The 26,301-nt window shown below is 72.8% G+C and carries 25 protein-coding genes; 19 read left to right on the top strand and 6 right to left on the bottom strand.

The window, feature by feature from the left end; all coding sequences use genetic code 11:
* Positions 1 to 57 precede the first annotated feature (57 nt).
* From E1284_RS04555 to E1284_RS04530, 6 genes are all read left to right on the top strand, one after another.
* The gene (locus tag E1284_RS04555) at positions 58 to 354 is read left to right on the top strand and encodes a hypothetical protein (RefSeq protein ID WP_131937336.1); all 297 of its coding nucleotides are present in this window, start codon (positions 58 to 60) and stop codon (positions 352 to 354) included.
* A gap of 368 nt (positions 355 to 722) precedes the next feature.
* Positions 723 to 1,802 carry a sugar ABC transporter substrate-binding protein gene (locus E1284_RS04550; protein WP_131937334.1) on the top strand — a complete coding sequence of 360 codons (1,080 nt, stop codon included), beginning with the start codon at positions 723 to 725 and terminating at the stop codon, positions 1,800 to 1,802.
* Between the two features lie 117 nt (positions 1,803 to 1,919).
* Positions 1,920 to 2,705, top strand: coding sequence for an ATP-binding cassette domain-containing protein (locus tag E1284_RS04545; protein ID WP_131937332.1), 786 nt, complete (start codon positions 1,920 to 1,922; stop codon positions 2,703 to 2,705).
* A gap of 11 nt (positions 2,706 to 2,716) precedes the next feature.
* Positions 2,717 to 4,000 (top strand): sugar ABC transporter permease, encoded by a 1,284-nt coding sequence (locus E1284_RS04540; RefSeq protein ID WP_131937330.1) that lies wholly within the window; start codon positions 2,717 to 2,719, stop codon positions 3,998 to 4,000.
* Between the two features lie 189 nt (positions 4,001 to 4,189).
* Positions 4,190 to 4,948 carry an ATP-binding cassette domain-containing protein gene (locus E1284_RS04535; RefSeq protein WP_131937364.1) on the top strand — a complete coding sequence of 253 codons (759 nt, stop codon included), beginning with the start codon at positions 4,190 to 4,192 and terminating at the stop codon, positions 4,946 to 4,948.
* A complete protein-coding gene (locus E1284_RS04530; RefSeq protein ID WP_131937362.1) occupies positions 4,948 to 6,174 on the top strand; it encodes an ROK family transcriptional regulator in 1,227 nt (408 codons plus the stop codon). Before E1284_RS04535 ends, E1284_RS04530 begins: the two co-directional genes overlap by 1 nt.
* Before the next feature lie 13 nt (positions 6,175 to 6,187).
* On the opposite strand, the gene E1284_RS04525 is transcribed toward E1284_RS04530, so the two are convergent.
* From E1284_RS04525 to E1284_RS04515, 3 genes are all read right to left on the bottom strand, one after another.
* Positions 6,188 to 7,390, bottom strand: coding sequence for a lysylphosphatidylglycerol synthase transmembrane domain-containing protein (locus E1284_RS04525; protein WP_131937328.1), 1,203 nt, complete (start codon positions 7,388 to 7,390; stop codon positions 6,188 to 6,190).
* A 129-nt stretch (positions 7,391 to 7,519) separates the two neighbouring features.
* Positions 7,520 to 7,789 (bottom strand): hypothetical protein, encoded by a 270-nt coding sequence (locus tag E1284_RS04520; RefSeq protein WP_131937326.1) that lies wholly within the window; start codon positions 7,787 to 7,789, stop codon positions 7,520 to 7,522.
* Between the two features lie 61 nt (positions 7,790 to 7,850).
* Positions 7,851 to 9,407 carry a PQQ-binding-like beta-propeller repeat protein gene (locus tag E1284_RS04515; RefSeq protein WP_131937324.1) on the bottom strand — a complete coding sequence of 519 codons (1,557 nt, stop codon included), beginning with the start codon at positions 9,405 to 9,407 and terminating at the stop codon, positions 7,851 to 7,853.
* 104 nt (positions 9,408 to 9,511) lie between these two features.
* On the opposite strand from E1284_RS04515, the gene E1284_RS04510 reads away from it, so the two are divergent.
* A complete protein-coding gene (locus E1284_RS04510) occupies positions 9,512 to 10,213 on the top strand; it encodes an HAD family hydrolase (protein ID WP_131937322.1) in 702 nt (233 codons plus the stop codon).
* On the opposite strand, the gene E1284_RS04505 is transcribed toward E1284_RS04510, so the two are convergent.
* The 3 genes from E1284_RS04505 to E1284_RS42905 all read right to left on the bottom strand — a co-directional run bounded on the left by E1284_RS04505 (position 10,205) and on the right by E1284_RS42905 (position 12,955).
* A complete protein-coding gene (locus E1284_RS04505) occupies positions 10,205 to 11,302 on the bottom strand; it encodes a TRM11 family SAM-dependent methyltransferase (RefSeq protein ID WP_131937320.1) in 1,098 nt (365 codons plus the stop codon). The two genes, E1284_RS04510 and E1284_RS04505, sit on opposite strands and share 9 nt — an antisense overlap.
* Positions 11,303 to 11,395: 93 nt before the next feature.
* On the bottom strand, positions 11,396 to 11,845 hold the full coding sequence (locus E1284_RS04500; RefSeq protein WP_131937318.1) for a hypothetical protein: 450 nt from the start codon (positions 11,843 to 11,845) through the stop codon (positions 11,396 to 11,398).
* 81 nt (positions 11,846 to 11,926) lie between these two features.
* Positions 11,927 to 12,955: a DUF4439 domain-containing protein gene (locus E1284_RS42905; RefSeq protein WP_243714248.1), complete on the bottom strand. Its 1,029-nt coding sequence runs from the start codon at positions 12,953 to 12,955 to the stop codon at positions 11,927 to 11,929.
* 154 nt (positions 12,956 to 13,109) lie between these two features.
* On the opposite strand from E1284_RS42905, the gene rimP reads away from it, so the two are divergent.
* From rimP to E1284_RS04430, 12 genes are all read left to right on the top strand, one after another.
* Positions 13,110 to 13,718: a ribosome maturation factor RimP gene (gene rimP, locus E1284_RS04485; RefSeq protein ID WP_131937316.1), complete on the top strand. Its 609-nt coding sequence runs from the start codon at positions 13,110 to 13,112 to the stop codon at positions 13,716 to 13,718.
* Between the two features lie 25 nt (positions 13,719 to 13,743).
* On the top strand, positions 13,744 to 14,793 hold the full coding sequence (gene nusA / locus E1284_RS04480; protein ID WP_131937358.1) for a transcription termination factor NusA: 1,050 nt from the start codon (positions 13,744 to 13,746) through the stop codon (positions 14,791 to 14,793).
* On the top strand, positions 14,759 to 15,100 hold the full coding sequence (locus E1284_RS04475; protein WP_341770370.1) for a YlxR family protein: 342 nt from the start codon (positions 14,759 to 14,761) through the stop codon (positions 15,098 to 15,100). Before nusA ends, E1284_RS04475 begins: the two co-directional genes overlap by 35 nt.
* A gap of 108 nt (positions 15,101 to 15,208) precedes the next feature.
* Positions 15,209 to 18,199: a translation initiation factor IF-2 gene (gene infB, locus E1284_RS04470; RefSeq protein ID WP_131937312.1), complete on the top strand. Its 2,991-nt coding sequence runs from the start codon at positions 15,209 to 15,211 to the stop codon at positions 18,197 to 18,199.
* Between the two features lie 208 nt (positions 18,200 to 18,407).
* Positions 18,408 to 18,716: a DUF503 domain-containing protein gene (locus E1284_RS04465; protein WP_243714247.1), complete on the top strand. Its 309-nt coding sequence runs from the start codon at positions 18,408 to 18,410 to the stop codon at positions 18,714 to 18,716.
* 33 nt (positions 18,717 to 18,749) lie between these two features.
* The gene (rbfA, locus tag E1284_RS04460) at positions 18,750 to 19,262 is read left to right on the top strand and encodes a 30S ribosome-binding factor RbfA (RefSeq protein ID WP_131937310.1); all 513 of its coding nucleotides are present in this window, start codon (positions 18,750 to 18,752) and stop codon (positions 19,260 to 19,262) included.
* Positions 19,259 to 20,458, top strand: a complete 1,200-nt coding sequence (locus tag E1284_RS04455) for a DHH family phosphoesterase (protein ID WP_341770369.1) — start codon at positions 19,259 to 19,261, stop codon at positions 20,456 to 20,458. The genes rbfA and E1284_RS04455 overlap by 4 nt, the downstream gene beginning before the upstream one ends.
* Before the next feature lie 15 nt (positions 20,459 to 20,473).
* Positions 20,474 to 21,346 carry a tRNA pseudouridine(55) synthase TruB gene (truB, locus tag E1284_RS04450; protein ID WP_131937308.1) on the top strand — a complete coding sequence of 291 codons (873 nt, stop codon included), beginning with the start codon at positions 20,474 to 20,476 and terminating at the stop codon, positions 21,344 to 21,346.
* A 104-nt stretch (positions 21,347 to 21,450) separates the two neighbouring features.
* Complete coding sequence (gene trhA, locus E1284_RS04445) at positions 21,451 to 22,119, top strand: PAQR family membrane homeostasis protein TrhA (protein WP_243714246.1); 669 nt, start codon at positions 21,451 to 21,453, stop codon at positions 22,117 to 22,119.
* A gap of 97 nt (positions 22,120 to 22,216) precedes the next feature.
* Positions 22,217 to 23,161: a bifunctional riboflavin kinase/FAD synthetase gene (locus tag E1284_RS04440; RefSeq protein WP_131937350.1), complete on the top strand. Its 945-nt coding sequence runs from the start codon at positions 22,217 to 22,219 to the stop codon at positions 23,159 to 23,161.
* Positions 23,162 to 23,386: 225 nt separating this feature from the next.
* Positions 23,387 to 23,656, top strand: a complete 270-nt coding sequence (rpsO, locus tag E1284_RS04435) for a 30S ribosomal protein S15 (RefSeq protein ID WP_021599383.1) — start codon at positions 23,387 to 23,389, stop codon at positions 23,654 to 23,656.
* A gap of 282 nt (positions 23,657 to 23,938) precedes the next feature.
* Positions 23,939 to 26,269 carry a polyribonucleotide nucleotidyltransferase gene (locus tag E1284_RS04430; RefSeq protein ID WP_131937348.1) on the top strand — a complete coding sequence of 777 codons (2,331 nt, stop codon included), beginning with the start codon at positions 23,939 to 23,941 and terminating at the stop codon, positions 26,267 to 26,269.
* The last annotated feature ends 32 nt before the right edge of the window (positions 26,270 to 26,301 follow it).

Genomic DNA, 26,301 nt, shown 5'->3' with positions numbered 1-26,301 from the left:
GGGGGAGGGTGGGCAATGTACACGTCGGGCCGCGCGGAGTCCGTGAGGAAGCTAAGGATGACGCCTGACGATACGGGAACGGCCGCGCCGTCGAAGACGCGGATCGAATATCTGGAAGAGCTCGGCGGTGAGCTGGTCAAGCGCGGCCTCCGGGTGCGCCTCACCCTGCCCCGCGGGCAGTCGCCGACCCTGCACGTGATCAACCCGGACGCGACCGCCCTGACCGAGAACATCCTGGCGGAGCAGGGCGCGGACGGCTGGTGGTACTGGTGGTCGTGGGCCGAGCGCATCGCCGCCGCCGACGAGGTCGCCGCCGCCGCCGACCGCATCTCGGCGGTCCTCGCCCTGCGCTGATCTCTCCGGCGGAGAACCGGGCCGCGCACCGTCCGTCCCCTGGGCGGGACGGGCGGCGGCCGCTGCCGGATGAATGTTGAGCCGCGGAACATTTCGCCGACGCGGCCCTGCCCGAGCATGTCCTGAGCGCCTGCGCGGCGCTCCGCCGCCATGCCCGCGCCACCTCCCGGATCACCCTAGTTGATCTCGTGTTACGTGATTGTTACCGCCGACAACAAATCAACATGCCGTCAGGTCTGGCGCACGGGACAAGCGCGACATAAGTTGCGGGGCACAACATTCACCCCGGTGGGCGTGTGACCTCGCTCACCGGGTCCGAAGACCCCCCGGCCGCGCCACGGCGGCCGCCCCCAGAAAGGACCCGGGCAATGCGCAAGGGGATCCTCAGCCTGATGGCCCTCACGACGGCCGCGGCGCTCAGCCTCACCGCGTGCGGGGACGACGGCAACGACTCCGGCGGAGACGCGGCCAAGGGCAAGGTCGGCGTGATCCTGCCCGACACGGCCTCGTCGCCGCGCTGGGAGAACTTCGACCGCCCCTACCTCGAGCAGGCGTTCAAGGCCGCCGGCATCGACAGCGACATCCAGAACGCCGAGGGCTCGGCCCAGCGGTTCCAGACCATCGCCGACCAGATGCTCACCAGCGGCGTCACGGTCATGCTGATCACCGGTCTGGACTCCAACTCCGCCGCCGCCGTGCAGCGCAAGGCGCAGGCGCAGGGCGTCAAGACCATCGACTACGACCGGCTCACCCTCGGCGGCGTCGCCGACTACTACGTCTCCTTCGACAACGTGAAGGTCGGCGAGGAGATGGGCAAGGGCCTGCAGAAGTGCCTCGGTGACAAGGCCTCCAACATCGTCTACCTGAACGGTTCCCCGACCGACAACAACGCCACCCTGTTCGCCAAGGGCGCGCACAACATCCTCGACAAGGTCACCAACTACAAGAAGGTCGCCGAGCAGCCCGTCCCGGACTGGGAGGCCGAGAAGGCCGCGACCCTCTTCGAGCAGATGTGGACCGAGCAGCACGGCAAGATCGACGGTGTGGTCGCCGCGAACGACAACCTCGGCAACGCGGTCGTGTCGATCCTGAAGAAGAACAAGCGGGCCGGCGACATCCCGGTCACCGGGCAGGACGCCACCGTCCAGGGCCTGCAGAACATCCTCGACGGCAACCAGTGCATGACGGTCTACAAGCCGACCAAGCAGGAGGCCGACGCGGCGGCCAAGCTCGCCATCTCCCTGATCAAGGGTGAGAAGGGCGAGACCACCGCCACCGAGAACGACCCGGTGGGCAAGCGGGACGTCCCGTCGGTGCTGCTGAACCCGATCGGCGTCTTCAAGGACAACGTCAAGCAGGTCGTCGACGACGGCTCCGTCAAGGCGGCCGACCTCTGCAAGGGGGCGTACGCGGCCAAGTGCGAGGCCGCGGGCATCACGGTCCAGTAACGACCCCCCGTCCGACCTCGTGGCGGGCCCCGAACCGCTGAGGGCGTCCCGGGTACCCGGAAGCCCGGGACGCCAGGGGCCCGCCACGGGCGTGCGGCACGACCCGGAAGGAAATTCGTGGCTGAAAACGGAGACCCCGTCCTCCGCCTGACCGGGCTCAACAAGAGCTTCGGTGCCGTCCACGTCCTGCACGACGTGGACTTCACGCTGCGGCTGGGCGAGGTGATGGCCCTCGTCGGCGACAACGGGGCGGGCAAGACCACCCTGATCAAGTGCATCGCCGGCATCCACCCGATCGACTCGGGGCAGATCGAGTTCGACGGCCGCCCGGTGACCATCGACGGGCCGCGCGCCGCGGCCGACCTCGGCATCGAGGTCGTCTACCAGGACCTCGCGCTCGCCGACAACCTCGACATCGTGCAGAACATGTTCCTCGGCCGCGAGCGCCGCTCCGGCCTCGTCCTGGACGAGGCGTCGATGGAGGAGTCCGCCCGGGAGGTCCTCGCCCGGCTGTCGGTCCGCACCGTCAAGTCCGTCCGGCAGCAGGTGTCCAGCCTGTCCGGCGGGCAGCGGCAGACGGTCGCCATCGCCAAGGCCGCGCTGTGGGAGTCCAAGGTCGTGATCCTGGACGAGCCCACCGCCGCGCTCGGCGTCGCCCAGACCGAGCAGGTCCTCAACCTCGTCCGGCGCCTCGCCGACAGCGGCCACGCCGTCGTGCTGATCTCGCACAACATGAACGACGTCTTCGAGGTGGCCGACCGCATCACCGCGCTGTACCTCGGCCGCGTCGCCGCCGACGTCGCCCGCTCCGAGGTCACCCACGGCCAGGTCGTGGAACTCATCACCGCCGGCCGATCCGGCGATCTCGGCCTCGCGCCGACGATCGCCGCCGAGAGCATCTGAGGGGGGACCGCGTGTCCACCGACATCCCCAGTTCGAAGGAGGCCGCCGTGAAGCTGGCGGACTCGGACTTCGCGACCGACCGGCGCGAACACGACGTGAAGTCGGCGGCGCTGGACTACTGGAACAAGATCAAGGCCGGTGAGCTGGGCGCCCTGCCCGCCATCCTCGGCCTGATCTCCCTGGTGATCCTCTTCACCGCGCTGAAGCCCGACACCTTCCTCAGCAAGGCGAACGTCGCGAACCTGTCCACCCAGGCGCTGCCCATCACCCTGCTCGCGATGGGCGTGGTGTTCGTGCTGCTGGTCGGCGAGATCGACCTGTCCGCCGGCGTGGCGAGCGGGCTCAGCGCGGCCGTCATGGCCAAGCTCCTCGTGGACGGCGGCCAGCCCTGGTACGTCACGATCATCAGCGCCGTCGCGACCGGCATCGTCATCGGCACCGTCATCGGCTGGCTCGTCGCCGTCTTGCGCATCCCATCGTTCGTCGTCACACTCGCGTTCTTCCTCGGGTTGCAGGGCATCACCCTGCGGCTGATCGGCGAGGGCGGCACCGTCCCGGTCCGCGACGACGTCATCGTCGCGATCGCCACCAAGAACATGCCGATCTGGCTCGGCTGGACCCTCGCCGTGGCCTGCTCGGTCGGCTACGCCGCGACCCAGCTGCTGCGCTGGCGCCGCCAGCGGGTGCGCGGCCTGCACTCCAAGCCGGTGGAGTTCGTGCTCGCGCAGTCCGGCGTCGTCGCCGCGGCGCTGCTGATCAGCACCTACGTGCTCAGCCAGGACCGCGCGCCCAGCCCGCTGATCACGCTGGGCGGCATCCCGTGGGGCGTGCTGCTCGTCGGCGTCCTGCTCATCGCCTGCACGTTCGTGCTGGGCCGCACCGCCTACGGCCGGCACATCTACGCCGTCGGCGGCAACGCCGAGGCCGCGCGCCGGGCCGGCATCAACGTCACCCGCATCCGCATCTCCGTGTTCATGATCGGATCCGGGCTGGCGGCGGTGAGCGGCATCGTGGCCGCGTCCCGGCTCAACTCGGTCGCGACGGACGCGGGCGGCGGCAACACGCTGCTGTACGCGGTCGGCGCCGCCGTCATCGGCGGGACGAGCCTGTTCGGCGGGCGCGGCAAGGCCCGCGACGCCGTCCTCGGCGGCCTCGTCATCGCCATCATCGAGAACGGCCTGGGCCTGCTCGGGACCAAGGCGTACCTGAGCTTCCTCATCACCGGGGTGGTGCTCCTGCTCGCAGCCACCATGGACGCGCTGGCCAGACGCCGGCGGACGTCCGCCGGACGATGAGGCCGCGGGCGCGGTGATCCCGTGAACGCGGCCGGGGACGCCTGGGAGCCGGTGGCTCGCACCATCGGCTCCCAGGCGTGGCCGGACGGCGGTTCCGGCGGTTCCGGCGCCGCGAGCCCGGCTGATACGCTCACGGACCACGACCGCCTGGCGCACGGCGGCGGCGCGGCACGGTGGGAGCCCCTCGGCATGTCAGTGACGCCGGCGTTGGACCTGCGCGGCATCGATAAGAGCTTCGGGTCCGTCAAGGTCCTGCACGACGTCTCGTTCTCCGCCTACCCCGGTGAGATCACCGCGCTCGTCGGCGACAACGGCGCCGGCAAGTCCACGCTGGTGAACTGCATCGGCGGCATCCACTCCTTCGACCGGGGCGAGTACCGGTTCGAGGGCGAGCCGGTGAAGGTCTCCAGCCCGCGCGCCGCCACCCGGCTCGGCATCGAGATCGTCCACCAGGACCTCGCGCTCTGCGAGAACCTCGACATCGTCGAGAACCTCTTCCTCGGCAGGGAGGAGCGCGCCGGCCTCACCCTGGACGAGGACCAGATGGAGGAGACGGCGCGCACCGCGCTGTCCTCGCTCGCCGTCCGCACGCTGGGCTCGGTCCGGCGGCGGGTCGCCACCCTGTCCGGCGGGCAGCGGCAGATCGTCGCGATCGCCCGCGCCATCCTGCTGGACGCCAAGGTGGTCGTGCTGGACGAGCCGTCCGCCGCACTCGGCATCGCGCAGAGCCAGCAGGTCCTGGAGTTCGTCCGGCGGCTCGCCGACAAGGGCCTCGCGGTCGTGCTGATCTCGCACAACATGAACGACGTCTTCGCGATCTCCGACCGGATCGCCGCGCTGTACCTCGGCCGGATGGTCGCCCAGGTCAGGACCGCGGACGTCACCCACCGGCAGGTGGTCGAGCTGATCACCTCGGGCACTGGGGGAGAGCTGGGGCTGCGCCGATGATGAAGGCGGGCCCATCACCGGAGGACGTCCGGCGCCACAACCTCGGGACGCTGCTGCGCTTCGTGCACCTGCGCGGCCCGGCGTCGCGGGCGACGCTCGCCGAGTCGCTCGGCCTCAACCGCAGCACGATCATGGCGCTGACCTCCGACCTCACCGCCGCCGGCCTGGTGCGCGAGGAGCTGCCGCGCGGGCCCGGCCGGCGTGCCGGGCGGCCGTCCCTCGTCGTCCGGCCGGAGTCGACCCGCGTGTACGTGCTGGCGTTCGAGGTCGGCGTCGACCGGCTCGTCGTCGCCCGCGTCGGACTCGGCGGCGTCGTGCTGGACCGCCGCGAGGGAGTGCGCGCCCGCGGCTCCGACCCCGCCGACCTGCTCGGCGTGCTCGTCGCCGGCGCCCGGTCGCTGGTCCGCAAGGCCGAGCGCGACGCCGTCTGCGTCGGCGCCGCGCTGGGGTTCCCCGGCACCGTCCGCCGCTCCGACGACACCATCATGTTCGGCCCCAACCTCGATGTCGGCGACCTGCGGCTCGGGGACGCGCTGTCGCGCCGCATCGGTCTCGGCATCCCCGTCTCCGTCTGCAACGACGCCAACCTCGGCGCCCTCGCCGAGCACGAGCGCGGCTCAGGGGTGAACTGCGACAACCTCATCTACCTGCACGGCGACGTCGGCGTCGGCGGCGGCATCATCGCGCACGGCCGGCTGCTCGGCGGCGACGAGGGCTTCGGCGGCGAGATCGGCCACATGGTCGTCAACCCCGGCGGCAGGCCCTGCGCGTGCGGGTCCAAGGGCTGCCTGGAGGCCGAGGTGGGGGAGCGGGCCCTGCTGCACCACGCCGGGCGGGGCGAGACGCCCGGCCTGGCGGGCCGCGACGCGGTCCGCGACGTCCTCGCGTCCGCGGACGCGGGCGACATCGTGGCGCGGGAGGCGCTGCACCGCGTCGGCACCTGGCTCGGCCTCGGCGTCGCCAACCTCGTCAACGTGTTCAACCCCGGCATGGTCGTGTTCGGCGGCACGCTGCGCGACATCTACCTCGGCGCCGCCGCGCAGATCCGCAGCGTCCTCGCGACCGGCGCCCTGGCCGCGCCCCGCGAGAAGGTCAAGCTCCGCACCGCCGCCCTCGGCGACGACACGACCCTCGTCGGCGCCGCCGAGTTCGCCTTCGCCGAGGTGCTGTCCGACCCGGTGCAGGTCCTGACCAGGCTCCGCGCCCCCGAGGACAGCCCAGTCTGAGCGGGGACGGCCGCTAGGAGCGGTTCGGCTTGGCCTGGGGGTTCAGCGGGGCCGTGGTGGAGGGGACGACGAACGCGAAGGCCGCCATGCCCTCCATAAGGACGGTGCCGGCGGCGGCGAGGCGGGACTTCAGCCGGGCGCCCAGGCGGGCGTGCTCGTGCAGGGCGGCCCAGGCCAGCCAGCCGACGGCGACGACGGCCCAGTAGGACACCAGGCGGTAGAGGCCCACGGCCGCCGCGGCGGGGGAGAGCGTCGCGCCGAACGCGACCAGCGACGCGGCCATGCTGCCCTCGATCGCGCCGAGCCCGCCCGGCAGCAGCGGCAGCAGGCTGCCCGCCGCCTGCGCGGTGAAGTAGGCGAGCGCGACGCCGTTCGGGGAGACGTCGACGCCGACCGCGCTCGCCGCCGACAGCAGCGCCAGGATGTCGAACACCCAGTTCAGCAGCGCGAGCGAGGCGAGCGCCGCCCAGTCGCGGCCGGTCGGGCGCAGCACGTCGCGGATGCCGGCCAGCCGCTCGGCGTACGGGGCCGTCTTCGGGTGGGCGAGCGCGAACCGGTGGGCGCGGCGCAGCGGCGCCGTGATCAGGGCGCGCGACCGGGGCCGGCGCAGCGCCGGGACGAGCAGGACCGCGAGCACCAGCGGGACGGCCAGGGCGATCAGCGCGGGCCCGCGGGCGTGCGGGTCGGCGAGCAGCGCCAGCAGCCCGACCAGCGAGTAGGCGGTGGTCGTGATGACGCCGCCGGCCAGGATCACCGCGGTGGCGAGGCGCGCCGACGCCCCGCCGCGGCGGAACTGGCGGAACGTGTAGACGACGCTCACCGCGGGCCCCGCCGGCAGCGTCGTGGACAGCGCGTTGCCCGCGTAGGTGATGGCGAACGCGCGGCGCAGCGTCATCCGCAGGCCGCCGACGCGCAGCAGCCGGCGCTGCAGCCGGGCGAACGCGCCCATCGACCCCGCCACGGCCAGCACCACCATGGTGAGCCATCCGGGGTCGGCGTGCGACGCGGCCGACCAGATGGCGCCGAGGTCGGGGAGTTCGTCGCGGTAGAGCGGGAGGGCGGCGAGGGCCGCCGCGACCAGCGCCCACTGGACGATCAGCCCCGCCCTGCGCCGCCACCACGGGCGGCCCGCGTCGTCGTCGCGCCCGCCGGAGGGCGGGAACGGGGAGTCGGCCTCGGCCGGGGGACGGGCCGGTGCCGCGACTGTGTCGTGCATGTCCCGGTCACCTCGCAAGCTAGCCCGCCAAGCGCAACCTACGGCCCGCCTATGACATTCCCCCCGGTGCGGAAACGAACCGCAAAGGGATCCCTGCCACACGCGTCACCGGCCGCCGCGGGCCGGCGGTCAGGGTCTGCGGGTCGGGTTCACCGCGTCGGACTCGGCGGGGGCGTCGGAGTGCGGGCGCTCGTCGTCGCCGTCCCTGGCGGCCTCCTCCTCGTACTGGGTGATGGAGAGCCCGTCCCTGCTCTGCGAGGGCTCCTCGATCACCAGTTCCTCGGGCGGGTCGGTCACGTACTCCTCGGTCAGGCCGATCTCCTCGTCCTGGTCGTTGTCGCCCATGTCGTCGATGTCGTCGCGGAAGTCGCGACTCTCACCGGGCCTGCGTGCCCTCATGATTCCTCCCGGTTCGCATCGTTATCTCCTGATCGAACCGGTATCCCCGCCGAGCGGGCCCCTACTCGCGGTCGCGGACGGCGACCAGCCCGCCGAGGACGCCGACGTACGCGCTCCCGTCCGGGCCGATGGTGATGGGCGCCCAGTTGTTGTCGAACCACTTGCCCATGCCGGTGAGGACCTTGTAGGCGGTCCGGCCCGTGTGGACGTCCACGGCGGTCAGGTACCAGGCGTCGAGGAGGTCCTTGCGGGGCTCCTTCGTGTAGAGGTACAGCAGGCCGGAGGGGACGGAGATCTTGGCCACGGTGGACGGCGAACGCTCCCCGCTCGTCCAGACGGTCTCGCAGCCCTTTCCGTCCGGCTTCACGTCCACGCGGCTCACCCCGCCCACGGACGACCCACCCGGAGGAAGCTCGAAGAAGTTGCGGTAGCCGTAGTTGTTCTCGACGAACAGGCTGTCGCCGTAGCCGATGAGCGAGTTGTCCGTGGCGCTGGCCCCGCTGTCGAACACGGGGATCTGGCAGACGAGCCCACCGTCGTCCCGGCGGCGGACGATCACGTGCATGCGGTCGTCGGCGTTGTCGGTGATGGCCACGTAGCCGTCGCCGAAGAACGTGGGGGTCGTCCCCGAACCCTGGTCGATCTGGCCGGGCTTGCGTCCGGTACCCCTGTCGTAGGGCTGCCGCCACACGACCGTCGGCATGCCGCTCGCGTCGGCTCGCATCTGGTAGAGCGCATGGTCGGAGACGATCGAGACGCCGTTCTCGGCCGCGGCGAACGAGTTCTGGATGCTCTCACCGGCGAGCCGCGTCATGCGGACGGTGCCCGACTGCGGGTTCAGCGTGCCGATGCGCCCGTTCCGCGTGATCCACCAGATCAGGCCGTCCCAGTCCGGCCCGACCGCCGTGATGGGGTCGCATTCGCCCTTCGGCCACGGGTTCGTCCACGTGGCGCAGTCGTGGGGGAGGTACCCGCCGAGGTCCCAGTCGTCGGTGACCGTGAAGCGCCACGTGCCGTCCGGGCCCTTGCCGTGCGCGAAGCGGCGCAGGTGGAACGCCGAGTCCGCCAGCACGGCGCGGTCCTGCGGGTCCAGGTAGTAGTAGGCGCCGCCCGAGGTGTCGGTGAGCACCTTGTCGAGGCTCAGCGAGAACACCGCCTGGACGGTCGACGGCCGCGGCGGCAGCTCGAACGTCGCGAGGTCCTTCAGCGTCTTCGGGTCGATCAGCCGCAGCATGAAGTTCTGCCCGCGCGTGCACTGCGCGACGATCAGGCCCGTCCGGCGGGCGAACGTCACCGTCGAGCACAGGCCCGGCAGACCGCCGCCCTTGGCCTCGTTGAGCACCTCGGGGTCGCGGCCGAGCGGCCCGGGGAACGGGTAGGCGTCGGAGGCGTAGCTGTCGGCGTGCATGGACGACGTCCCCACCGGCCCCTGGTGCGGATTGGCCGGAACAGGCCGCCCGGCCAGCGGCTCCGGCGTCGCCGGGCCGCCGATGTAGGCCGGGACGAAGCCCCTGCCGGGCCCGTCGGGGATCGGATCCGCCGCCGCCGGCGCGGCCGCGCCGGCGAGCGGGACGGCGAGAGCGGCGGTGAGCAGGGCGGCGAGCAGGGGTCTGCGCATCAAGGCTCCTCGACGGGACGTGACGTGGCCCGGTCGCGCCCTCCGGGAGGATCCACGGCGTAAAGGGTGATCGTCCGGATCGGCCCTATGGTTACCATCCGGTCATGGGCGTACAAGCTGTGATCTTCGACTGGGGCGGCACGCTGACCCCCTGGCACGATCTCGAACTGGCCGACATGTGGCGCGCGATCTGCTCCGCCCACCTGCCGCCCGACGCGGTCGGGACGGCCGTCGCCGCGCTCTGCGAGGCCGAGGACGAGCTGTGGCGCCGCGGCACCGAGGAGCACCGAAGCGCGACCCTCGCCGAGGCGTTCGAGATGGCCGGCGTCCGGCCCACCGAGGACATGCTGAGGACGCACTTCGAGACGTGGACCCCGCACACCCACACCGACCCCGCCGTCCCCGGCCTCTTCACCGCCCTGCGCGAGCGCGGCATCAAGATCGGCGTCCTGTCCAACACCATCTGGACCCGCGAATGGCACGAGCGGGTCTTCGCCCGCGACGACGTCCTCGACCTGCTCGACGGCGCCGTCTACTCCAGCGAGATCCCCTGGACGAAACCGCACGCCGAGGCGTTCCGCGCCGCCATGGACGCCGTCGGCGCCACCGACCCCGCCTCCTGCGTCTTCGTCGGCGACCGCCCCTACGACGACATCCACGGCGCCAAGTCCGCCGGGCTGCGCGCCGTGCAGATCCGGCACCAGACCACGCACGCCTTCGAGCGGCCCGGCCTCACACCGCCGGACGCCCTCATCCACGGCCTGGACGAACTGCTCCCGCACGTGGAGCAGTGGCATTCAGCCTGACGGGCGGCGGGCCACGATGACGTCCCGGGAGATGGCCTGGTCCACGCGGTGGCGGAAGCCCCGGTAAGCCTCGCAGTCCTGCACGTCGAGGCCGCTCCCGGCGAGGATCTCGGCGAGCTGCTCGCGGCGGCCGACGAAGGTGTTCCAGGAGATCCCGACCGCGCCGCCCGGCCGCAGCAGCCGCGCCCACTCCGGGACGGCGGCGGCCAGCAGCTCCACGGGGCTGCGCGACAGCTGCGGCTTCCCCTTGCGGCCGGGCTGGCCGCCCTGGGCGGGGGTGCGGGGGCCGCCCCCCGCGAGGCCGCGGCGGCTGCCGTGCTGGACCCCGTACGGCGCGTCCGTCACGATCAGGTCGAAGGAGGCCGGGCGGAAGAACTTCCCGGCACCGGCGGAGTCGGCGTTCACGACCGTGATCTCCATCGTCTCGCCGCTCTTGTACCGCTCCTTGGACGCCGCGAGCGTCACGTGCAGCCGGCGCCCGAGGACGGCCTTCTCGCGCCGGACGTTCGCGATCTCGGCCTGGTGCTTGACCCGGTTGTTCTTCAGCCAGGTCTTGATGAACGCCGCGTAGGCGTCGAAGTCCTTGCCGTCGATGTCGATCCCGGCTGCGTCGAGGCCGTACATCATGGCCTGGTTGAGGGTCGTGCCCCGTCCGCACATGGGGTCGAGCACGCGCGGACGGCCGGTGACGAGGTCCATGGGCGAATCGGTGGCCATCGCCGTGACGTTCAGCAGCAGCTTGGTGAAGTACTCGTTCGTCTTTCCGGAGTACTTCTGGATGGTGAGCAGGTCGCTGCCGAACACGTCCAGACGCTGGAGCACGACCGGGCGCAGCAGCTCGCCCTCGATCTGGAACAGCGCGTACAACGACGACAGGTTCGACAGGAGGCGGATGTCCTGCTCCGTCAGCTCGTCGCCGGTGAACGTCACGTAGGGGACACCGCCGATCTCCGCCTCCCGGACGTCCCCGACCCGTCCGCCGAGAGCCCGTTCACTGAACACCGTCAGCTCGGCCTTCACCAGGTCCGCGGCGGACTGGGCGTAGACGCGGTTGTGCGAGGGAGAGACGAGAAGGCCGTACGCGGTCATTCGCAGAACCCTAGGGGATGCCGTGAGCGGAGACCGCCGGGACAGGTTCCCGGTGGCCCCCGCACGGCCCTTGGACGGGCCGTTCCTCCCCGGTCAGGCCGCCCGCGCCGAACCCTCGGAGCGCTCGGGCCGCTCGGCCCGCTCAGGCCGTTCCGTCTCGGAGCGTTCCGGACGTTCGGGACGGTCGGCGCGTTCGAGGCGCGCCGCCTCGTGGCCGGGCGCGTCCGGGGCGGCGGAGGGCTCCGGCGCGTCGCCGGCGGCGAGCTCCGCGCGGGCCGGGCCCTGCACGGCCGGCCGGTCCGCGGCCGGATGGTCCGCGGCCGGGAGGTCGGGCAGGTGCCGGGCGGCGGCGGTCAGCAGCTCCCGCACGCGGCTCTGCAGGCTCGCGAGGTCGGCCCGCGCCACGTCCGCCTGCGCCTGCGCCAGGCGCGCCTGGCGCCGCGCGGCGTCGCGCTCGGCCGCGAGCCGGTTCAGCTGTTCACGATAGGCGTCCCGCAGCTCGTCGAGGGCGCTGCGCCCGCCCTCCCGCGGAGTCGTGCTCACGTCTGGGCTCCTCCCCCGAGTAGTCCCCTCTACCGGGACCAACGCGATCGGTGCCGCGCATCGTTCCCGCCGTGCGGAAGATCACTCACCCGGTTCGGGACGCGGCGACAGGGCCGCGGACGGCAGCCCGGGGAACGCCTCGGGCGGCGCCGCCTCGCCCGCCCTCGCGCGCCACCGCGCCGACCGCGCCATCGCCCGCTGCGCGCTGTCGGCGGCGAACGCCCGCAGGTCGGGGGAGGAGACGCCGGCGACGCCGACGTACGCGGCGGCGACATCGTCCTCCAGCGCCGCCGCGAGCCGGGCGGCGCCGCGGGCGTCGGCGGGCCGCACGGGCAGCCGGTACGCGGCCGCCGCCGGGGCGGGCCGCACCGACAGGACCGACACCAGTTCGTCGCGCTGGGCGCGGTGGCCGTCCCACATCTCCTTGGCGGTCTCCCGCAGCGTCCCGCGCAGCCGGGCCCCGAGCACCCCGTACCCGTACACGGCGGCGTGCTCGGCGGCCAGCGCCGTCCGCACCGCCCGCGCGCCGGTCGTGGACCGGACGGCCGGCGGCTCGCCCCGGACCGTTCCGGCATGGCCCGCCTCGCACGCGCCGATGCTCGCGAGCAGTTGGGCCAGCGCGGGCCCGGCCTTCGCCGCGTCGGCAGTCCGCGCACGGGCCGCGCGGTCCTCCAGATCGCGCAGCCAGGTGAGGGGCGAACCGCCCGGGACCGCCGGAGCGGGGCTCGGACCCGGCAGGGCGCCGCCCTCGTCCGCGCGGTCGCCGGAACCGGGCACGTAGTGCCGCTTCAGGACCGCCAGATGCTCGCGGTGGTGCGCCAGGACGGGATCGAGCCGGGCGGCCGGAACCGCACCGGAGCCCCGCGCCGCCTCGTACGCCGCGATCAGCTCACGCTCGGACGCGATCGCGCCCACGAGCGTGCCCACGTCCTTGCGCGGCGCGGCCTGCGCGGCGCACCCCGCGAGCCACGGCAGGACCAGTGCGGCCCCGCCGCCGAGCAGCAGCGCGCGGCGCGGCATCGCCTCTGGCAAGGCAGACTCCTCACCCGGTGGTGTGGTGGCGGTGGCCCCGCGGACCTGCTCGCGGTCGCGCTGTCCGGTCGCGTCCATCGGGCCAGCTCAAGCATTCCATATCCGCCGCGCCGGTGAGCCGTCCGAAAGACCGCCGCGGTCTCCGGCTGTCGATAGTCTTGAGGTGCCGGCGGACGTACGGTGACATCCGCGGATCGCCGGCGTGACAACAGAGGGAAGACGAGGAGGGCCCATGAGCGTCGAGTCCCGCGGTGGCCGCGCTCAGGGCGGGCGCGACGCCGCGATCGCCGAGCTGACCCGGCTGCTGGCGCCCGCCGTCGGCGCGGCGGGCCTCGACCTGGAGGAGGTCGACGTGCGCCCGGCCGGCCGCCGCCGGCTCGTGAAGATCGTCGTGGACGGGGACGGCGGGGTCGACCTGGACGCCGTGGCCCGGGTGAGCGAGGCGGCCTCGCGCCTGCTCGACGATTCCGACGTGATGGGGACCTCGCCCTACGTGCTGGAGGTGACCTCGCCCGGCGTCGACCGACCCCTCACCGAGCCGCGGCACTGGCGCCGCGCCGTCGGCCGGCTGGTCGTCGCCCCGCTGGCCGAGGGAGGCCAGATCGAGGGCCGGGTGGTCGCGGCCGACGACGAGGCCGTCGAGATCGACGTCGTCCAGAAGGGCCGGGGCAAGGGAGCCGGGCCGAAGGGCGGCGGATCCGCCGGCGCGAAGGCCGCCGGCGCCGGGACGGTGCGGCGCCGGTTCGGGCTGGGCGAGCTGGGGCGCGGCCGGGTGCAGGTGGAGTTCAGACCCCTGGAGCGGACGGCCGACGATAAGCGTTCTCCGGCTGAGCCGGACTAGAGGGGGGAACCTCGTGGACATCGACATGACCGCCCTGCGGGGCCTGGAGAGCGAGAAGGACATCTCGCTCGACGTGGCCGTCAAGGCCATCGAAGACGCCCTGCTGATCGCCTACCACCGGACGGAGGGCGCGGCGCCGAAGGCGCGCGTCGAGCTGGACCGGCAGAGCGGGCACGTGACCGTGTGGGCGACCGAGACCGACGAGGAGGGCAACGACCTCCGCGAGTACGACGACACCCCGACCGGGTTCGGCCGCATCGCGGCGACCACGGCCAAGCAGGTGATCCTGCAGCGGCTGCGCGACGCCGAGGACGAGCTGACGTTCGGCGAGTACGCCGGCCGCGAGGGCGACATCGTCAGCGGCATCATCCAGCAGGGCAAGGACCCGCGCAACGTGCTGGTCGACCTCGGCCGGATCGAGGCCGTGCTGCCCCCGCAGGAGCAGGTGCCGGGCGAGCGCTACGAGCACGGCGAGCGGCTGCGCGCCTACGTCGTCCAGGTCCGCAAGGGGCACCGCGGGCCGTCGGTGCAGCTGTCGCGCACGCACCCGAACCTCGTCCGCAAGCTGTTCGCGCTGGAGGTCCCCGAGATCGCCGACGGCACCGTGGAGATCGCCGCGATCGCCCGCGAGGCCGGCCACCGCACGAAGATCGCGGTGCGCTCGCGCAAGCAGGGCGTGAACGCCAAGGGCGCGTGCATCGGCCCGCTCGGCGGCCGGGTCCGCAACGTGATGGCCGAGCTGCACGGCGAGAAGATCGACATCGTCGACTGGTCGGACGATCCGGCGGAGTTCGTCGGGAATGCCCTGTCGCCGGCGCGGGTTACGCATGTGCAGGTGGTGGACGCCGACGCCCGGGTCGCCCGGGTGGTGGTGCCCGACTACCAGCTGTCCCTGGCCATCGGCAAGGAGGGGCAGAACGCGCGGCTGGCGGCCCGGCTGACCGGCTGGCGGATCGACATCCGGTCCGACACCGAGCCCGAGCGGCCCCCCGCGCAGGCCGCCGAATCCGGCGAAACAGGATCTTCTACGTCAGGAGAGCATGCGACAGGCCCCGCCGACGCCTCGGCGCGGTAGACTCATGGAACGTGGCCGGGCGGTCCCTGTACGCACGTGTGTGGGCTGCCGGGTCCGCACGGCCAAGTCCGACCTGCTGCGCCTGGTGGTGGTCGAGGGCGTCATCGTCCCCGACACCCGCGGGCGGCTGCCGGGACGGGGCGCGCATCTGCATCCCGATCCGGCGTGTCTCGAGCTCGCAGAGCGACGTCGGGCGTTCCCGAGGGCGTTCCGCCTTCCGGGTCCGCTCGACGCCAGTGCGCTGCGGGCGCGAGTTGCGGTGCCCGCCGCGCCGCAGCAGGATGGCCGAATGGTAAGCGACGTCTAGTCGGAAGCAGGTCGAGATTGCTATGAGCGCTCGATGAGCACGCCGCGATGAGTACGGCAAGTTAGCGACGGTCCGGAGGCCGCACCCCCGGACCGAGTAGGGAGTGCAGTGGCGAAGGTCCGGGTGTACGAACTCGCCAAGGAGTTCGGTGTTGAGAGCAAGGTCGTCATGGCCAAGCTCAAGGAGATGGGCGAGTTCGTACGGTCGGCGTCCTCCACGATCGAGGCGCCGGTCGAACGCAGGCTGAAGGAAGCCTTCTCAAATTCTTCGTCCTCCAAGCAGGGGGACAATCGGGGCGCGCCGAAGCGACCTTCGGGTCCGCGTCCCGCCGCGCCGCGTCCGGGCCCGCCCGGCGGCGGCGCCTCCGACGGGCAGGGTGCGCGCCAGCAGGCCCCCCGGCCCGCCGCGCCGCGTCCGCCCGCGCCCAAGCCGGGCCCCGGCGGCCAGGGCGGCCCCGGCGGCCAGGGCGGCGGCATGCCCAAGCCGGGCCCGCGCCCACCCGTCCCGCCGGCGCCGAGCACGCCGGTGAACGCGCCCGCGGCGCAGGGCCCGAGCGCCCCGCCCGCGGCCGGTCCGGCGGCGCCTCCGGCGGCCGGCGGCGGTGCCGGAACCCGCGCGCCGGGCGGCCCGAGGCCGGGTCCCCAGGGTCCCAAGCCGGGCCCGCGTCCCGGTCCGCGCCAGGGCGGCGCGGGCGGTGGCCGGCCCCGTCCGGGCAACAACCCGTTCAGCTCGACCAACACCGGCATGGGCCGCGCGCCCAAGCCGGGCCCGCGCCCCGGCCCGCGGCCGGGCGCCGACCGCCCCGGCGGCGAGCGTCCCGGCGGCGACCGCGCCGGCGGTCCGCGTCCCGGCGGCCGTCCCGGCGGTGCGCCCGGTGCCGGCGGCCCGCGCCCGAACCCGGGCAGCATGCCGCCCCGGCCGGGCGGCCCGCGGCCGAGCCCGATGAACATGCCGTCCTCGCGGCCCGCGGGCGCCCCCGGGCGCGGCGGTCCCGGCGGCGGCGGCCGCGGTCCGGGCGGCGGCGGCCGTCCCGGCGGCGGTGGCGGCGGCCGTCCCGGTGCCGGCGGTCGTCCCGGCGGCGGCTTCGGCGGTCCCCGCGCAGGCGGCGGCGGTCGTCCCGGCGGCGGCTTCGGTCCCCGTCCGGGCGGCGGCGGTCGCGGCCGCGGCGGCACGCAGGGCGCCTTCGGACGCCCCGGCGGCCGTCCCGCGCGCGGACGCAAGTCGAAGCGGGCGCGTCGTCAAGAGTTCGAGAACATGCAGGCGCCCGCCGCCGGCGGTGTCTCGGCTCCGCGCGGCAACGGCAAGACCATCCGGCTGCCGCAGGGCGCGACCCTGACCGACTTCGCCGAGAAGATCGGCGCCAACCCGGCGTCGCTCGTCGCGATCATGATGCACCTCGGCAAGATGGTCACCGCGACCCAGTCGGTCGACCCCGACGACCTCATGGCGCTCGGGCTCGAGCTGGACTTCGACGTCCAGGTCGTCAGCCCCGAGGACGAGGACCGCGCGCTGCTCGAGTCGTTCGACATCGAGTACGGCGAGGACGAGGGCGGCGAGGAGAACCTCCAGGCCCGTCCTCCGGTGGTCACCGTCATGGGCCACGTCGACCACGGTAAGACCAAGCTGCTGGACGCCGTCCGGCACGCCAACGTGCAGGCGGGCGAGGCCGGCGGCATCACCCAGCACATCGGCGCCTACCAGGTCGAGACCGAGGTCGACGGCGAAGAGCGCAAGATCACCTTCATCGACACCCCGGGCCACGAGGCGTTCACCGCCATGCGCGCCCGCGGTGCCGACACCACCGACCTGGTGGTGCTGGTGGTCGCCGCGGACGACGGCGTCAAGCCGCAGACCACCGAGGCGATCGACCACGCCACCGCGGCGGGGGTCCCGATCGTCGTCGCGGTCAACAAGATCGACGTCGAGGGCGCGGACCCGAACAAGGTGCGCGCGCAGCTCACCGAGTACGGCCTGGTCGCCGAGGAGTTCGGCGGGCAGACGCAGTTCGTCGACGTGTCCGCCAAGCAGGGGACCAACATCGACGGGCTGCTGGAGGCGATCGTCCTGACCGCCGACGCCGAGCTCGAGCTGAAGGCCAACCCCGACATGCCCGCCCAGGGCTCGGCCATCGAGGCCCACCTGGACAAGGGCCGGGGCGCCGTGGCGACCGTGCTGGTGCAGCGCGGCACGCTGCGGGTCGGCGACTCGATCGTCTGCGGCGTGGCCAACGGCCGCGTCCGGGCGATGCTCGACGAGAACGGCAACAACGTCGAGGAGGCGGGCCCGTCCCGTCCGGTGATGGTGCTCGGCCTCGCGGCCGTGCCCGGCGCGGGCGACAACTTCCTGGTCGTCGACGACGACCGGATCGCCCGGCAGATCGCCGACAAGCGGGTCGCGCGCAAGCGCAACGCCGAACTGCTGAAGAGCCGCAAGAGCAGCTCCCTCGAGGAACTGTTCAAGGACTTCCAGGAGGGCAAGCGGCAGGAACTGCTGCTCATCCTCAAGGGCGACGTGTCCGGTTCGGTCGAGGCCCTGGAGGACTCGCTCCTCAAGATCGACGTGGGCGACGAGGTCAGCCTGCGGATCATCCGCCGGGGTGTCGGCGCGATCACGCAGGACGACGTCAACCTGTCGCTGGCGTCCGAGGAGGGCGCGGTCATCATCGGCTTCAACGTGCGGCCGGAGCGCAACGCGCAGGAGCTGGCCGACCGCGAGGGCGTCGACATCCGGTACTACTCGATCATCTACCAGGCGATCGAGGAGATCGAGGCGGCCCTCAAGGGCATGCTCAAGCCGGAGTTCGAAGAGGTCCAGCTCGGCACCGCCGAGGTCCGCGAGATCTTCAAGGTGCCGCGGATCGGCAACGTGGCCGGCTCGATGGTCACCTCGGGGATCATCCAGCGCAACGCCAAGGCGCGCCTCGTCCGCGACGGCGTCGTGGTCGCCGACAACCTCACGGTGTCGTCGCTGCGCCGCTTCAAGGACGACGCGACCGAGGTCCGCGAGGGCTTCGAGTGCGGTATCGGCGTGGGGTACAACGACATCAAGCTCGGCGATGTCATCGAGTGCTTCGAGATGCGGGAGAAGCCCCGCGTCTGAGGCCGGCGGCACGTCCGCGCGGCCGGGCCTGCGGGCCCGGTCCGCGCGGGCGGCGGCCCGTCGCCGATGTGATCGTTAATCGGATGACACGACGCCAGGCTGATCTTCTAGCCTGGCGTCCGTCATGTCCGGCCGGTCCCGCCGCGTGCGGGTAGGGCCGGGAACACGGCGGGTGATCCCCGTCGTTCCATCTCCAGAAGATCCCGAGGTGATCGACCAGGTGTACGTGGGTGCGCTGACACTCGACCTGCTGCTGGGGGACGTCCGCTCGCTGAAGCAGAAGCGGTCCGTCGTCCGGCCCATCATCGCCGAGGTGCACAAGCACTTCCCGGCGGTGGCCGTCGCCGAGACCGGCGGCAACGACCTGCACCGCAGGGCGGAGATCGGGGTGGCGGTGGTCTCGGGGACCGCCGCGAACTGCACCCAGGTGCTCGACCAGTGCGAACGCCTGGTGGCCGGGCGGCCGGAGATCGAACTCCTGTCCGCCCGCCAGCGGATATTCAGCGACGACGAATAACGGGTCGGCAGACCATAGAAAGGGAGTGCGATCATGGTGGACGCAGCCCGGGCGCGCAAGCTCGCCGACCGCATCCAGCAGATCGTGGCCGAGATGCTGGAGCGGCGGATCAAGGATCCGCGGCTCGGCTTCGTGACCGTGACCGACACCCGCATCACCAACGACCTGCGCGACGCGACCGTGTACTACACGGTGTACGGGTCGGACGGCGAGCGCGCCGAGACGGCCGCCGCGCTGGAGAGCGCCAAGGGCGTGATCCGGTCGGAGGTGGGCAGGAAGACCGGGGTCCGGCACACGCCCAGCATCACGTTCGTCATGGACTCCCTGATGGAGAACGCGGCGCACATCGACGACCTGCTGGCCAAGGCCCGCGCGAGGGACGCCGAGGTCGCGAAGGCCGCGCAGGGCGCCTCCCCGGCCGGTGAGGCGAACCCCTACCGCGAACCCGCCGCCGACGCGGACCTCGACGAGGCGGACCCCGGCTCGGACGGGCACGACGCCGCGGGGGACGGTGAGGACGGCCGTTCCGGACGCCCGTCGTCGTGAGCGGGCCGCAGGGCCGCGCGGAGACCCCGGGCGGCGGCCGGCCGGAGCAGTTCCACCTGCACGACGGGCACGCCGTGAGCGGCCATGACGTCGTCCCGCGCGGCGGAGGCGGCGGCGCCCGCGGCGGGACCGCGATACCGGCCGCGGTGCCGGCCGCGGTGCCGGCCGGGACGTCCGCCGGGACGTCCGCAGGGACGTCCGCAGACCTGGAGTGGGACCGTGCGGTCGAACTGATCCGCGCCGCCGAGGAGATCTGCCTCGCCTGCCACGTCGCCCCCGACGGCGACGCGCTCGGTTCCATGCTGGCGCTGGCGCAGGCGCTCCGCGCGCTGGGCAAGCGGTGCACGGCGTCCTTCGCGGAGCCGTTCGTCGTCCCGGCGATCCTGCGGTTCCTGCCCGGCCAGGAGCTGCTGGTGGAGCCCGCGCGGATGCCGGCGGCCCCGGAGCTGATGATCTCGCTGGACGCGGCGGGCCGGGCGCGGCTCGGCGGCCTCGCCGAGCACGCCGACCGGGCGGGCGCGCTGATCGTGGTCGACCACCACGCGTCCAACACCGGGTTCGGCGGCGTGCGGCTCGTCGACCCGGACGCCGCCGCGACCGCGGTGCTGGTCGAGGAGCTGATCCGCAGGCTCGGCGTCCCGCTGGACCGCGACATCGCGCAGGGCCTGTACGCGGGGCTCGCCAGCGACACCGGCTCGTTCAAGTACCCGTGCACGACCCCCGAGGTCCACGACCTGGCGGGACGGCTGCTGACGGCGGGCGTCCGGCCGGACGCGGTCAGCCGCGAACTGTGGGACCGGGCCCCCTTCGGGTACCTGCAGGTCCTCGCGGGCGCGCTGGCGCGGGCCCGGCTGGAGCGCGACGCCGCCGGCGGCCTCGGCCTGGTCTGGACGGCGGTCGCCCGCTCCGACCGGGCCGCCCGCGACGTCCACTACGACCAGCTCGAAGGGGTCATCGACCAGCTGAGGCGCACCGACGAGGCCGAGGTCGCGGTCGTGTGCAAGGAGAACGACCGGGGCGAGTGGTACGTCTCCACCCGCTCCAAGGGCGCGGTCGACGTGGGCCGCGCCTGCGTCGACCTCGGCGGCGGCGGGCACCGCACCGCCGCCGCGTTCACCATGGGCGGGGAGCCCGCCGCCATCATCGACCGGCTGCGCGCGGCCCTGCGCGTGCCCGGCGACCCCGACGACGACTGACATTTCGGAGCGCGCGTGGACAACTCGGGACTCGTCATCGTGGACAAGCCCGCCGACTGGACGTCGCACGACGTCGTCGGGAGGATGCGGCGGCTGGCGAAGACCCGCCGGGTCGGGCACGCGGGCACGCTCGACCCGATGGCGACGGGCGTGCTCGTCCTCGGTGTCGGCAAGGCGACCCGCCTCCTCGGCCACCTCGCGCTGACGGAGAAGGGGTACGACGCCACGATCCGCCTGGGGCAGTCGACCAACACCGATGACGCGGAGGGCGAGATCACCGCGTCCGCGTCCGCCGCGCACGTCGCCGACGAGGCGCTGCACGCGGGCATCGCGGAGCTGACCGGGACGATTCGGCAGGTCCCGCCGCAGGTCAGCGCGATCAAGGTGAACGGCGAGCGCGCCTACAAGATGGCCCGCAAGGGCGAGGAGGTCGCGCTCGCCGCCCGCCCGGTGACCGTGCACGCGTTCACGGTCACCGGCGTCCGCCGCGACGGCGACCTGATCGACGTGGACGCGTCCGTCTCGTGCTCGTCCGGCACCTATATCCGGGCGCTGGCCCGCGATCTCGGCGCGTCCCTCGGCTGCGGCGGCCACCTCACCGCGCTGCGCCGCACCCGCGTCGGGCCCTACGACCTGTCCATGGCGCGCACGCTCGACCAGCTCGCGGAGAAGCTGGAGATCCTGCCGATGAACGAGGCGGTCGCCAAGGTGTTCCCGCGGCGGGACGTCTCGGCCGAGGACGCCCGCAAGGTCGCGCACGGCGGGCGGCTCCCGGCCGCCGGCCTCGGTCCCGGCCCGGTCGGCGTCTTCGCGCCCGACGGCACGCTGCTCGCCCTCGTCGAGGAGCAGGGCCGGGCCGCCAAGCCCCTCGCGGTGTTCGTACCCTGACCGCGCGGGCTTCCCGTGGCGAGCATCACCGGACGAAAGTGCTGCGCGGTAACCTACGCCCGCGTAACCTACGTAAGCGTAGGTTCGAAGGTGAGGAGGTGTCCGTGACCACTGTGAAGGACCACCCCCCGGTGGCGTCCCCGACCCGTCCGCGGCTGCGCGGCTGGCTGCACCTCGGCGCGTTCCCCGCGGTGCTGGTCGCCGGGCTGGTGCTCGTCGCGCTGGGCCCGAGCGTGGAGGCGCGGCTCGCGTCGGCGCTGTACGTGGCGACATCGGGGATGCTGTTCGGGATCTCGGGGACGTACCACCGGCAGCGCTCGCACCGGCTGATCGAGGTGCTCCGCCGGTTCGACCACGCCAACATCTACCTGATCATCGCCGGGACGTACACCCCCTTCGCGGTCCTGGCACTGGACGGCGGCGTGCGCCTCGCCGTCCTCATCACCGTCTGGACGGGCGCCATCGCCGGCGTCGTGTTCCGCACCGCCTGGATCGGCGCCCCCCGCGCCCTCTACGTGACCCTCTACATCGTCCTCGGCTGGGTGGCGGTGTTCTTCCTGCCCCAGTTCCTGGACGGCGCGGGCACCGCCGCCTGCGTCCTGGTCGCGACCGGCGGCATCTGCTACAGCGTCGGCGGCGTCGTCTACGGCCTGCGCCGCCCCGACCCGTTCCCGCGCTGGTTCGGCTTCCACGAGGTCTTCCACGCCTGCACGCTCGCCGCGTACATCCTGCAGTACATAGCGGTCTCCCTGGTCGTCTACCAGTCGGCCTGACGGGTACCCCTCGGTGCGACCGCGGGCGCCCGGCCATGGCACTCTTAAGGTCGGCAGGAGAAGGCCGGACAGGCACGTCCTACGCAGGGAGAGAATGGTGCGGCGTTGGAATGGCCTCGACGAGGTTCCCGCGGACTGGGGCCGTTCAGTGATCACCATCGGGGTGTTCGACGGCGTGCACCGCGGCCATCAGCGGATCGTCGGCGCCGCGGTGGCGGAGGCCCGCCGCCGCGGCCTGCGCTCGGTGGTCATCACGTTCGACCCGCACCCCGACGAGGTCGTCCGGCCGGGCACCCACCCGCCGCTGCTCGCCACGACCCGGCACCGCATCGAGCTGCTGGAGGGCCTCGGCGCGGACGCGGTCGTCGTCGTCCCCTTCACCCTCGAGCTGTCGAGGACGCCGCCGGACGAGTTCGTCCGGCAGGTCCTGGTCGACCGGCTGCACGCGGCGCACGTCATCGTCGGTGAGGACTTCCGCTTCGGGCACAAGGCCAAGGGCGACGTCGCGCTCCTGCGCGAGCTCGGCGAGAAGTACGACTTCACGGCGGAGGGCATGCCGCTGGTGGCCAACGGCGACACGATCTCGTCCACCTACATCCGGGATCGGCTGGACGCGGGCGAGGTCGAGGCGGCGGCGCGCGCGCTGGGCCGGCCGCACCGCGTCGAGGGCGTCGTCGTGCGCGGCCACCAGCGGGGGCGGGCACTCGGCTTCCCCACCGCCAATCTGGAGATGCCGCCGAACACCGCGATCCCGGCCGACGGCGTTTACGGCGGCTGGCTCGTCTGCGACTCCGGCCGGTACCCGGGCTTCCGCTGGCCCGCCGCGATCTCCATCGGGACGAACCCGACGTTCGAGGGCGTGGGGGAGCGGACCGTCGAGGCGTACGCGCTGGACCGCGACGACCTCGACCTGTACGGCGAGCACATGGCGGTGGACTTCACCGCCCGCATCCGCGACACGCTGAAGTTCGACTCGATCGACGCGCTGGTCGAGGAGATGCACCGGGACGTGGCGCGGGCCCGGGAGATCACCTCCGCCTGATCGCCCGCAGACCGGCCCTGACCTGTGCGTACACTCCGGTAGCAGGGGTTTTCGCTTCGTGACCGGGCGGGTTTTCGGCATGGTACGGTGAAGAGTCGCCGGGAAGGGCCCCGGCGCGGCTGGCTGCACCCTCATGCGGCCCGCCACCCTCTTGAAACGCACCATGCGGACCCGTGCGCTCTCCGGGCCCGGATCTGCGGGTGACGATCCCATCGAAGGAGCCACGTGTCGCTCGACACCGCCACGAAGAACCAGATCATCGCCGAGTACGCGACCACTGAGGGTGACACCGGATCGCCGGAGGTCCAGGTCGCGCTGCTCACGCGCCGCATCAACGATCTGACCGAGCACCTCAAGGAGCACAAGCACGACCACCACAGCCGCCGCGGCCTCCTGCTGCTGGTCGGCCGTCGTCGCCGCCTCCTGAAGTACCTGAGCAACAAGGACATCAACCGCTACCGGCAGCTGATCGAGCGTCTCGGCCTGCGCCGCTAGCACGGTGAGGGAGTGGCCCGCCGGGCCGCTCCCTTCCTTTTATGGCCGGGCGGGCGCGCGCGACGCCGCCCGCCCCGGCCGCACAACTGCAGACAAGCCTCGCGGACACCGCTGGTGCGGGCCGGTCCTCGGTAGTGGCTTCCGGATCCGTTCCGCCGCATCGGCGGCGATCTCGATCCGGGTGCTTCGATCGAAGACCGGCAGCGTGACAAGCCGACGGGAAACGGCCGCGAGGTCCGACATGGAACCCTGAGGAGGTTTCCCGTGACAGAAGCCGTGCGCATCGACGGAGCGCAGAGCACCGAGGCCGTGATCGACAACGGCACGTTCGGCACCCGCACCATCCGCTTCGAGACGGGCCGGCTGGCCCGGCAGGCGGCCGGCTCGGCCGTCGCCTACCTCGACGACGAGACGATGGTGCTGTCGGCGACCACCGCGTCCAAGAAGCCGAAGGACAACCTCGACTTCTTCCCGCTGACCGTGGACGTCGAGGAGCGGATGTACGCGGCCGGGCGCATCCCCGGCTCGTTCTTCCGCCGCGAGGGCCGGCCCTCCGAGGACGCGATCCTCACCTGCCGGCTGATCGACCGGCCGCTGCGCCCGTCGTTCACCAAGGGCCTGCGCAACGAGATCCAGATCGTCGAGACGATCATGGCGCTGCATCCCGACCACCTGTACGACGTCGTGGCGATCAACGCCGCCTCGATGTCCACGCAGCTGGCCGGGCTGCCGTTCTCCGGCCCGATCGGCGGCGTCCGCGTCGCGCTGATCGAGGGCCAGTGGGTCGGCTTCCCCACCCACCCCGAACTGGAGCGCGCCACCTTCGACATGGTCGTGGCCGGGCGCGTGCTCGCCGACGGCGACGTCGCGATCATGATGGTCGAGGCGGAGTCCACCCGCGAGACCCTGCGGCTCGTCGGCGAGGGCGCCACCGCCCCGACCGAGGAGACCGTCGCCGAGGGCCTCGAGGCGGCCAAGCCGTTCATCAAGGTGCTGTGCAAGGCGCAGAGCGACCTCGCGGCCGTGGCCGCCAAGGAGACCCGCGAGTACCCGATCTTCCTGGACTACCAGGACGACGTCCTCGCCGCCGTCTCCGACGCCGTCAGCGGCGACCTCGCGCAGGCGCTGACCATCGCCGGCAAGCAGGAGCGCGAGTCCCGGCTCGACGAGATCAAGGCGGCCGCCGCCGAGAAGCTCGCCGAGCAGTTCGAGGGGCGCGAGAAGGAGATCTCCGCCGCCTACCGCGCCGTCACCAAGAAGCTGGTCCGCGAGCGGGTCATCCGCGACGGGCTGCGCATGGACGGCCGCGGCCTGAAGGACATCCGCCAGCTGACCGCCGAGGCGCACGTCGTCCCGCGCGTGCACGGCTCGGCGCTGTTCGAGCGCGGCGAGACGCAGATCCTCGGCGTGACGACGCTGAACATGCTCCGCATGGAGCAGACGATCGACACGCTGAACCCCGAGCGCACCAAGCGCTACATGCACAACTACAACTTCCCGCCGTACTCCACCGGTGAGACCGGCCGGGTCGGCTCGCCGAAGCGGCGCGAGATCGGGCACGGCGCGCTCGCCGAGCGCGCCCTGCTGCCGGTGCTGCCGACGCGCGAGGAGTTCCCGTACGCGATCCGGCAGGTGTCGGAGGCGCTCGGCTCCAACGGCTCCACCTCGATGGGCTCGGTGTGCGCGTCCACCATGTCGCTGCTGGACGCGGGCGTCCCGCTGAAGCAGATGGTGGCGGGCATCGCGATGGGCCTCATCAACGAGGGCGACGAGTACGTGACGCTCACCGACATCCTCGGCGCCGAGGACGCGTTCGGCGACATGGACTTCAAGGTCGCCGGCACCCGCGACCTGATCACCGCGCTGCAGCTCGACACCAAGCTCGACGGCATCCCCGCCTCGGTGCTGGCCGCCGCGCTGAAGCAGGCCAAGGGCGCGCGCCTGGCGATCCTGGACGTCATGCAGGAGGCCATCGAGGCGCCCGCCGAGATGAGCCCGAACGCGCCGCGGATCATCACGATCAAGGTCCCGGTCGACAAGATCGGCGAGGTCATCGGCCCCAAGGGCAAGATGATCAACTCGATCCAGGACGACACCGGCGCCGACATCACGATCGAGGACGACGGCACCATCTACGTCGGCGCGACCGACGGCCCGTCCGCCGAGGCGGCGCGGCAGGCGATCAACTCGATCGCCAACCCGCACATGCCGGAGGTCGGCGAGCGGTTCCTCGGCACCGTCGTCAAGACCACCACGTTCGGCGCGTTCGTGTCGCTGCTGCCCGGCAAGGACGGCCTGCTGCACGTCTCGCAGATCCGCAAGCTGCACGGCGGCGCCCGGATCGAGAACGTCGAGGACGTCATGGGCGTCGGCGAGAAGATCCAGGTCGAGGTCACCGAGATCGACCAGCGCGGCAAGCTGTCGCTGGTGCCGGTCGAGGTGGTCGAGCGCGAGGCCGCCGACAAGGCCGAGGGCGGCGAGGACACCGCCGAGGCGGCGTCCAACGGCGACGGCTCCGGCGAGCGCCGGCCGCGCCGGGACGACGGCGAGCGCGGCCCGCGCCGCCGCCGCACCCGCCGCGGCGGCGACGACGCCGGCCAGCGCAACTCCTGACCCGGTCCATGCCCAGCCGGCCGTCCCGTTGC

The sequence above is a fragment of the Actinomadura bangladeshensis genome (assembly GCF_004348335.1).
Lineage (GTDB): Bacteria > Actinomycetota > Actinomycetes > Streptosporangiales > Streptosporangiaceae > Spirillospora > Spirillospora bangladeshensis.
The sequence above is the reverse complement of the archived record's forward strand: the minus strand, read 5'-3'. Positions and strand labels throughout refer to the sequence as shown.

What these genes read in the sequence shown, in the direction of transcription:
- E1284_RS04525 (WP_131937328.1), bottom strand. Translation starts at nt 7,390, where the DNA reads ATGCACGACACAGTCGCGGCACCGGCCCGTCCCCCGGCCGAGGCCGAC.
- E1284_RS04510 (WP_131937322.1), top strand. Translation starts at nt 9,512, where the DNA reads ATGGGCGTACAAGCTGTGATCTTCGACTGGGGCGGCACGCTGACCCCC.
- rimP (WP_131937316.1), top strand. Translation starts at nt 13,110, where the DNA reads ATGAGCGTCGAGTCCCGCGGTGGCCGCGCTCAGGGCGGGCGCGACGCC.
- E1284_RS04515 (WP_131937324.1), bottom strand. Translation starts at nt 9,407, where the DNA reads ATGCGCAGACCCCTGCTCGCCGCCCTGCTCACCGCCGCTCTCGCCGTC.
- E1284_RS04535 (WP_131937364.1), top strand. Translation starts at nt 4,190, where the DNA reads ATGTCAGTGACGCCGGCGTTGGACCTGCGCGGCATCGATAAGAGCTTC.
- E1284_RS04550 (WP_131937334.1), top strand. Translation starts at nt 723, where the DNA reads ATGCGCAAGGGGATCCTCAGCCTGATGGCCCTCACGACGGCCGCGGCG.
- E1284_RS04505 (WP_131937320.1), bottom strand. Translation starts at nt 11,302, where the DNA reads ATGACCGCGTACGGCCTTCTCGTCTCTCCCTCGCACAACCGCGTCTAC.
- rbfA (WP_131937310.1), top strand. Translation starts at nt 18,750, where the DNA reads ATGGTGGACGCAGCCCGGGCGCGCAAGCTCGCCGACCGCATCCAGCAG.
- E1284_RS04520 (WP_131937326.1), bottom strand. Translation starts at nt 7,789, where the DNA reads ATGAGGGCACGCAGGCCCGGTGAGAGTCGCGACTTCCGCGACGACATC.
- E1284_RS04555 (WP_131937336.1), top strand. Translation starts at nt 58, where the DNA reads ATGACGCCTGACGATACGGGAACGGCCGCGCCGTCGAAGACGCGGATC.
- E1284_RS42905 (WP_243714248.1), bottom strand. Translation starts at nt 12,955, where the DNA reads ATGGACGCGACCGGACAGCGCGACCGCGAGCAGGTCCGCGGGGCCACC.
- E1284_RS04530 (WP_131937362.1), top strand. Translation starts at nt 4,948, where the DNA reads ATGAAGGCGGGCCCATCACCGGAGGACGTCCGGCGCCACAACCTCGGG.
- E1284_RS04475 (WP_341770370.1), top strand. Translation starts at nt 14,759, where the DNA reads ATGCGACAGGCCCCGCCGACGCCTCGGCGCGGTAGACTCATGGAACGT.
- nusA (WP_131937358.1), top strand. Translation starts at nt 13,744, where the DNA reads ATGACCGCCCTGCGGGGCCTGGAGAGCGAGAAGGACATCTCGCTCGAC.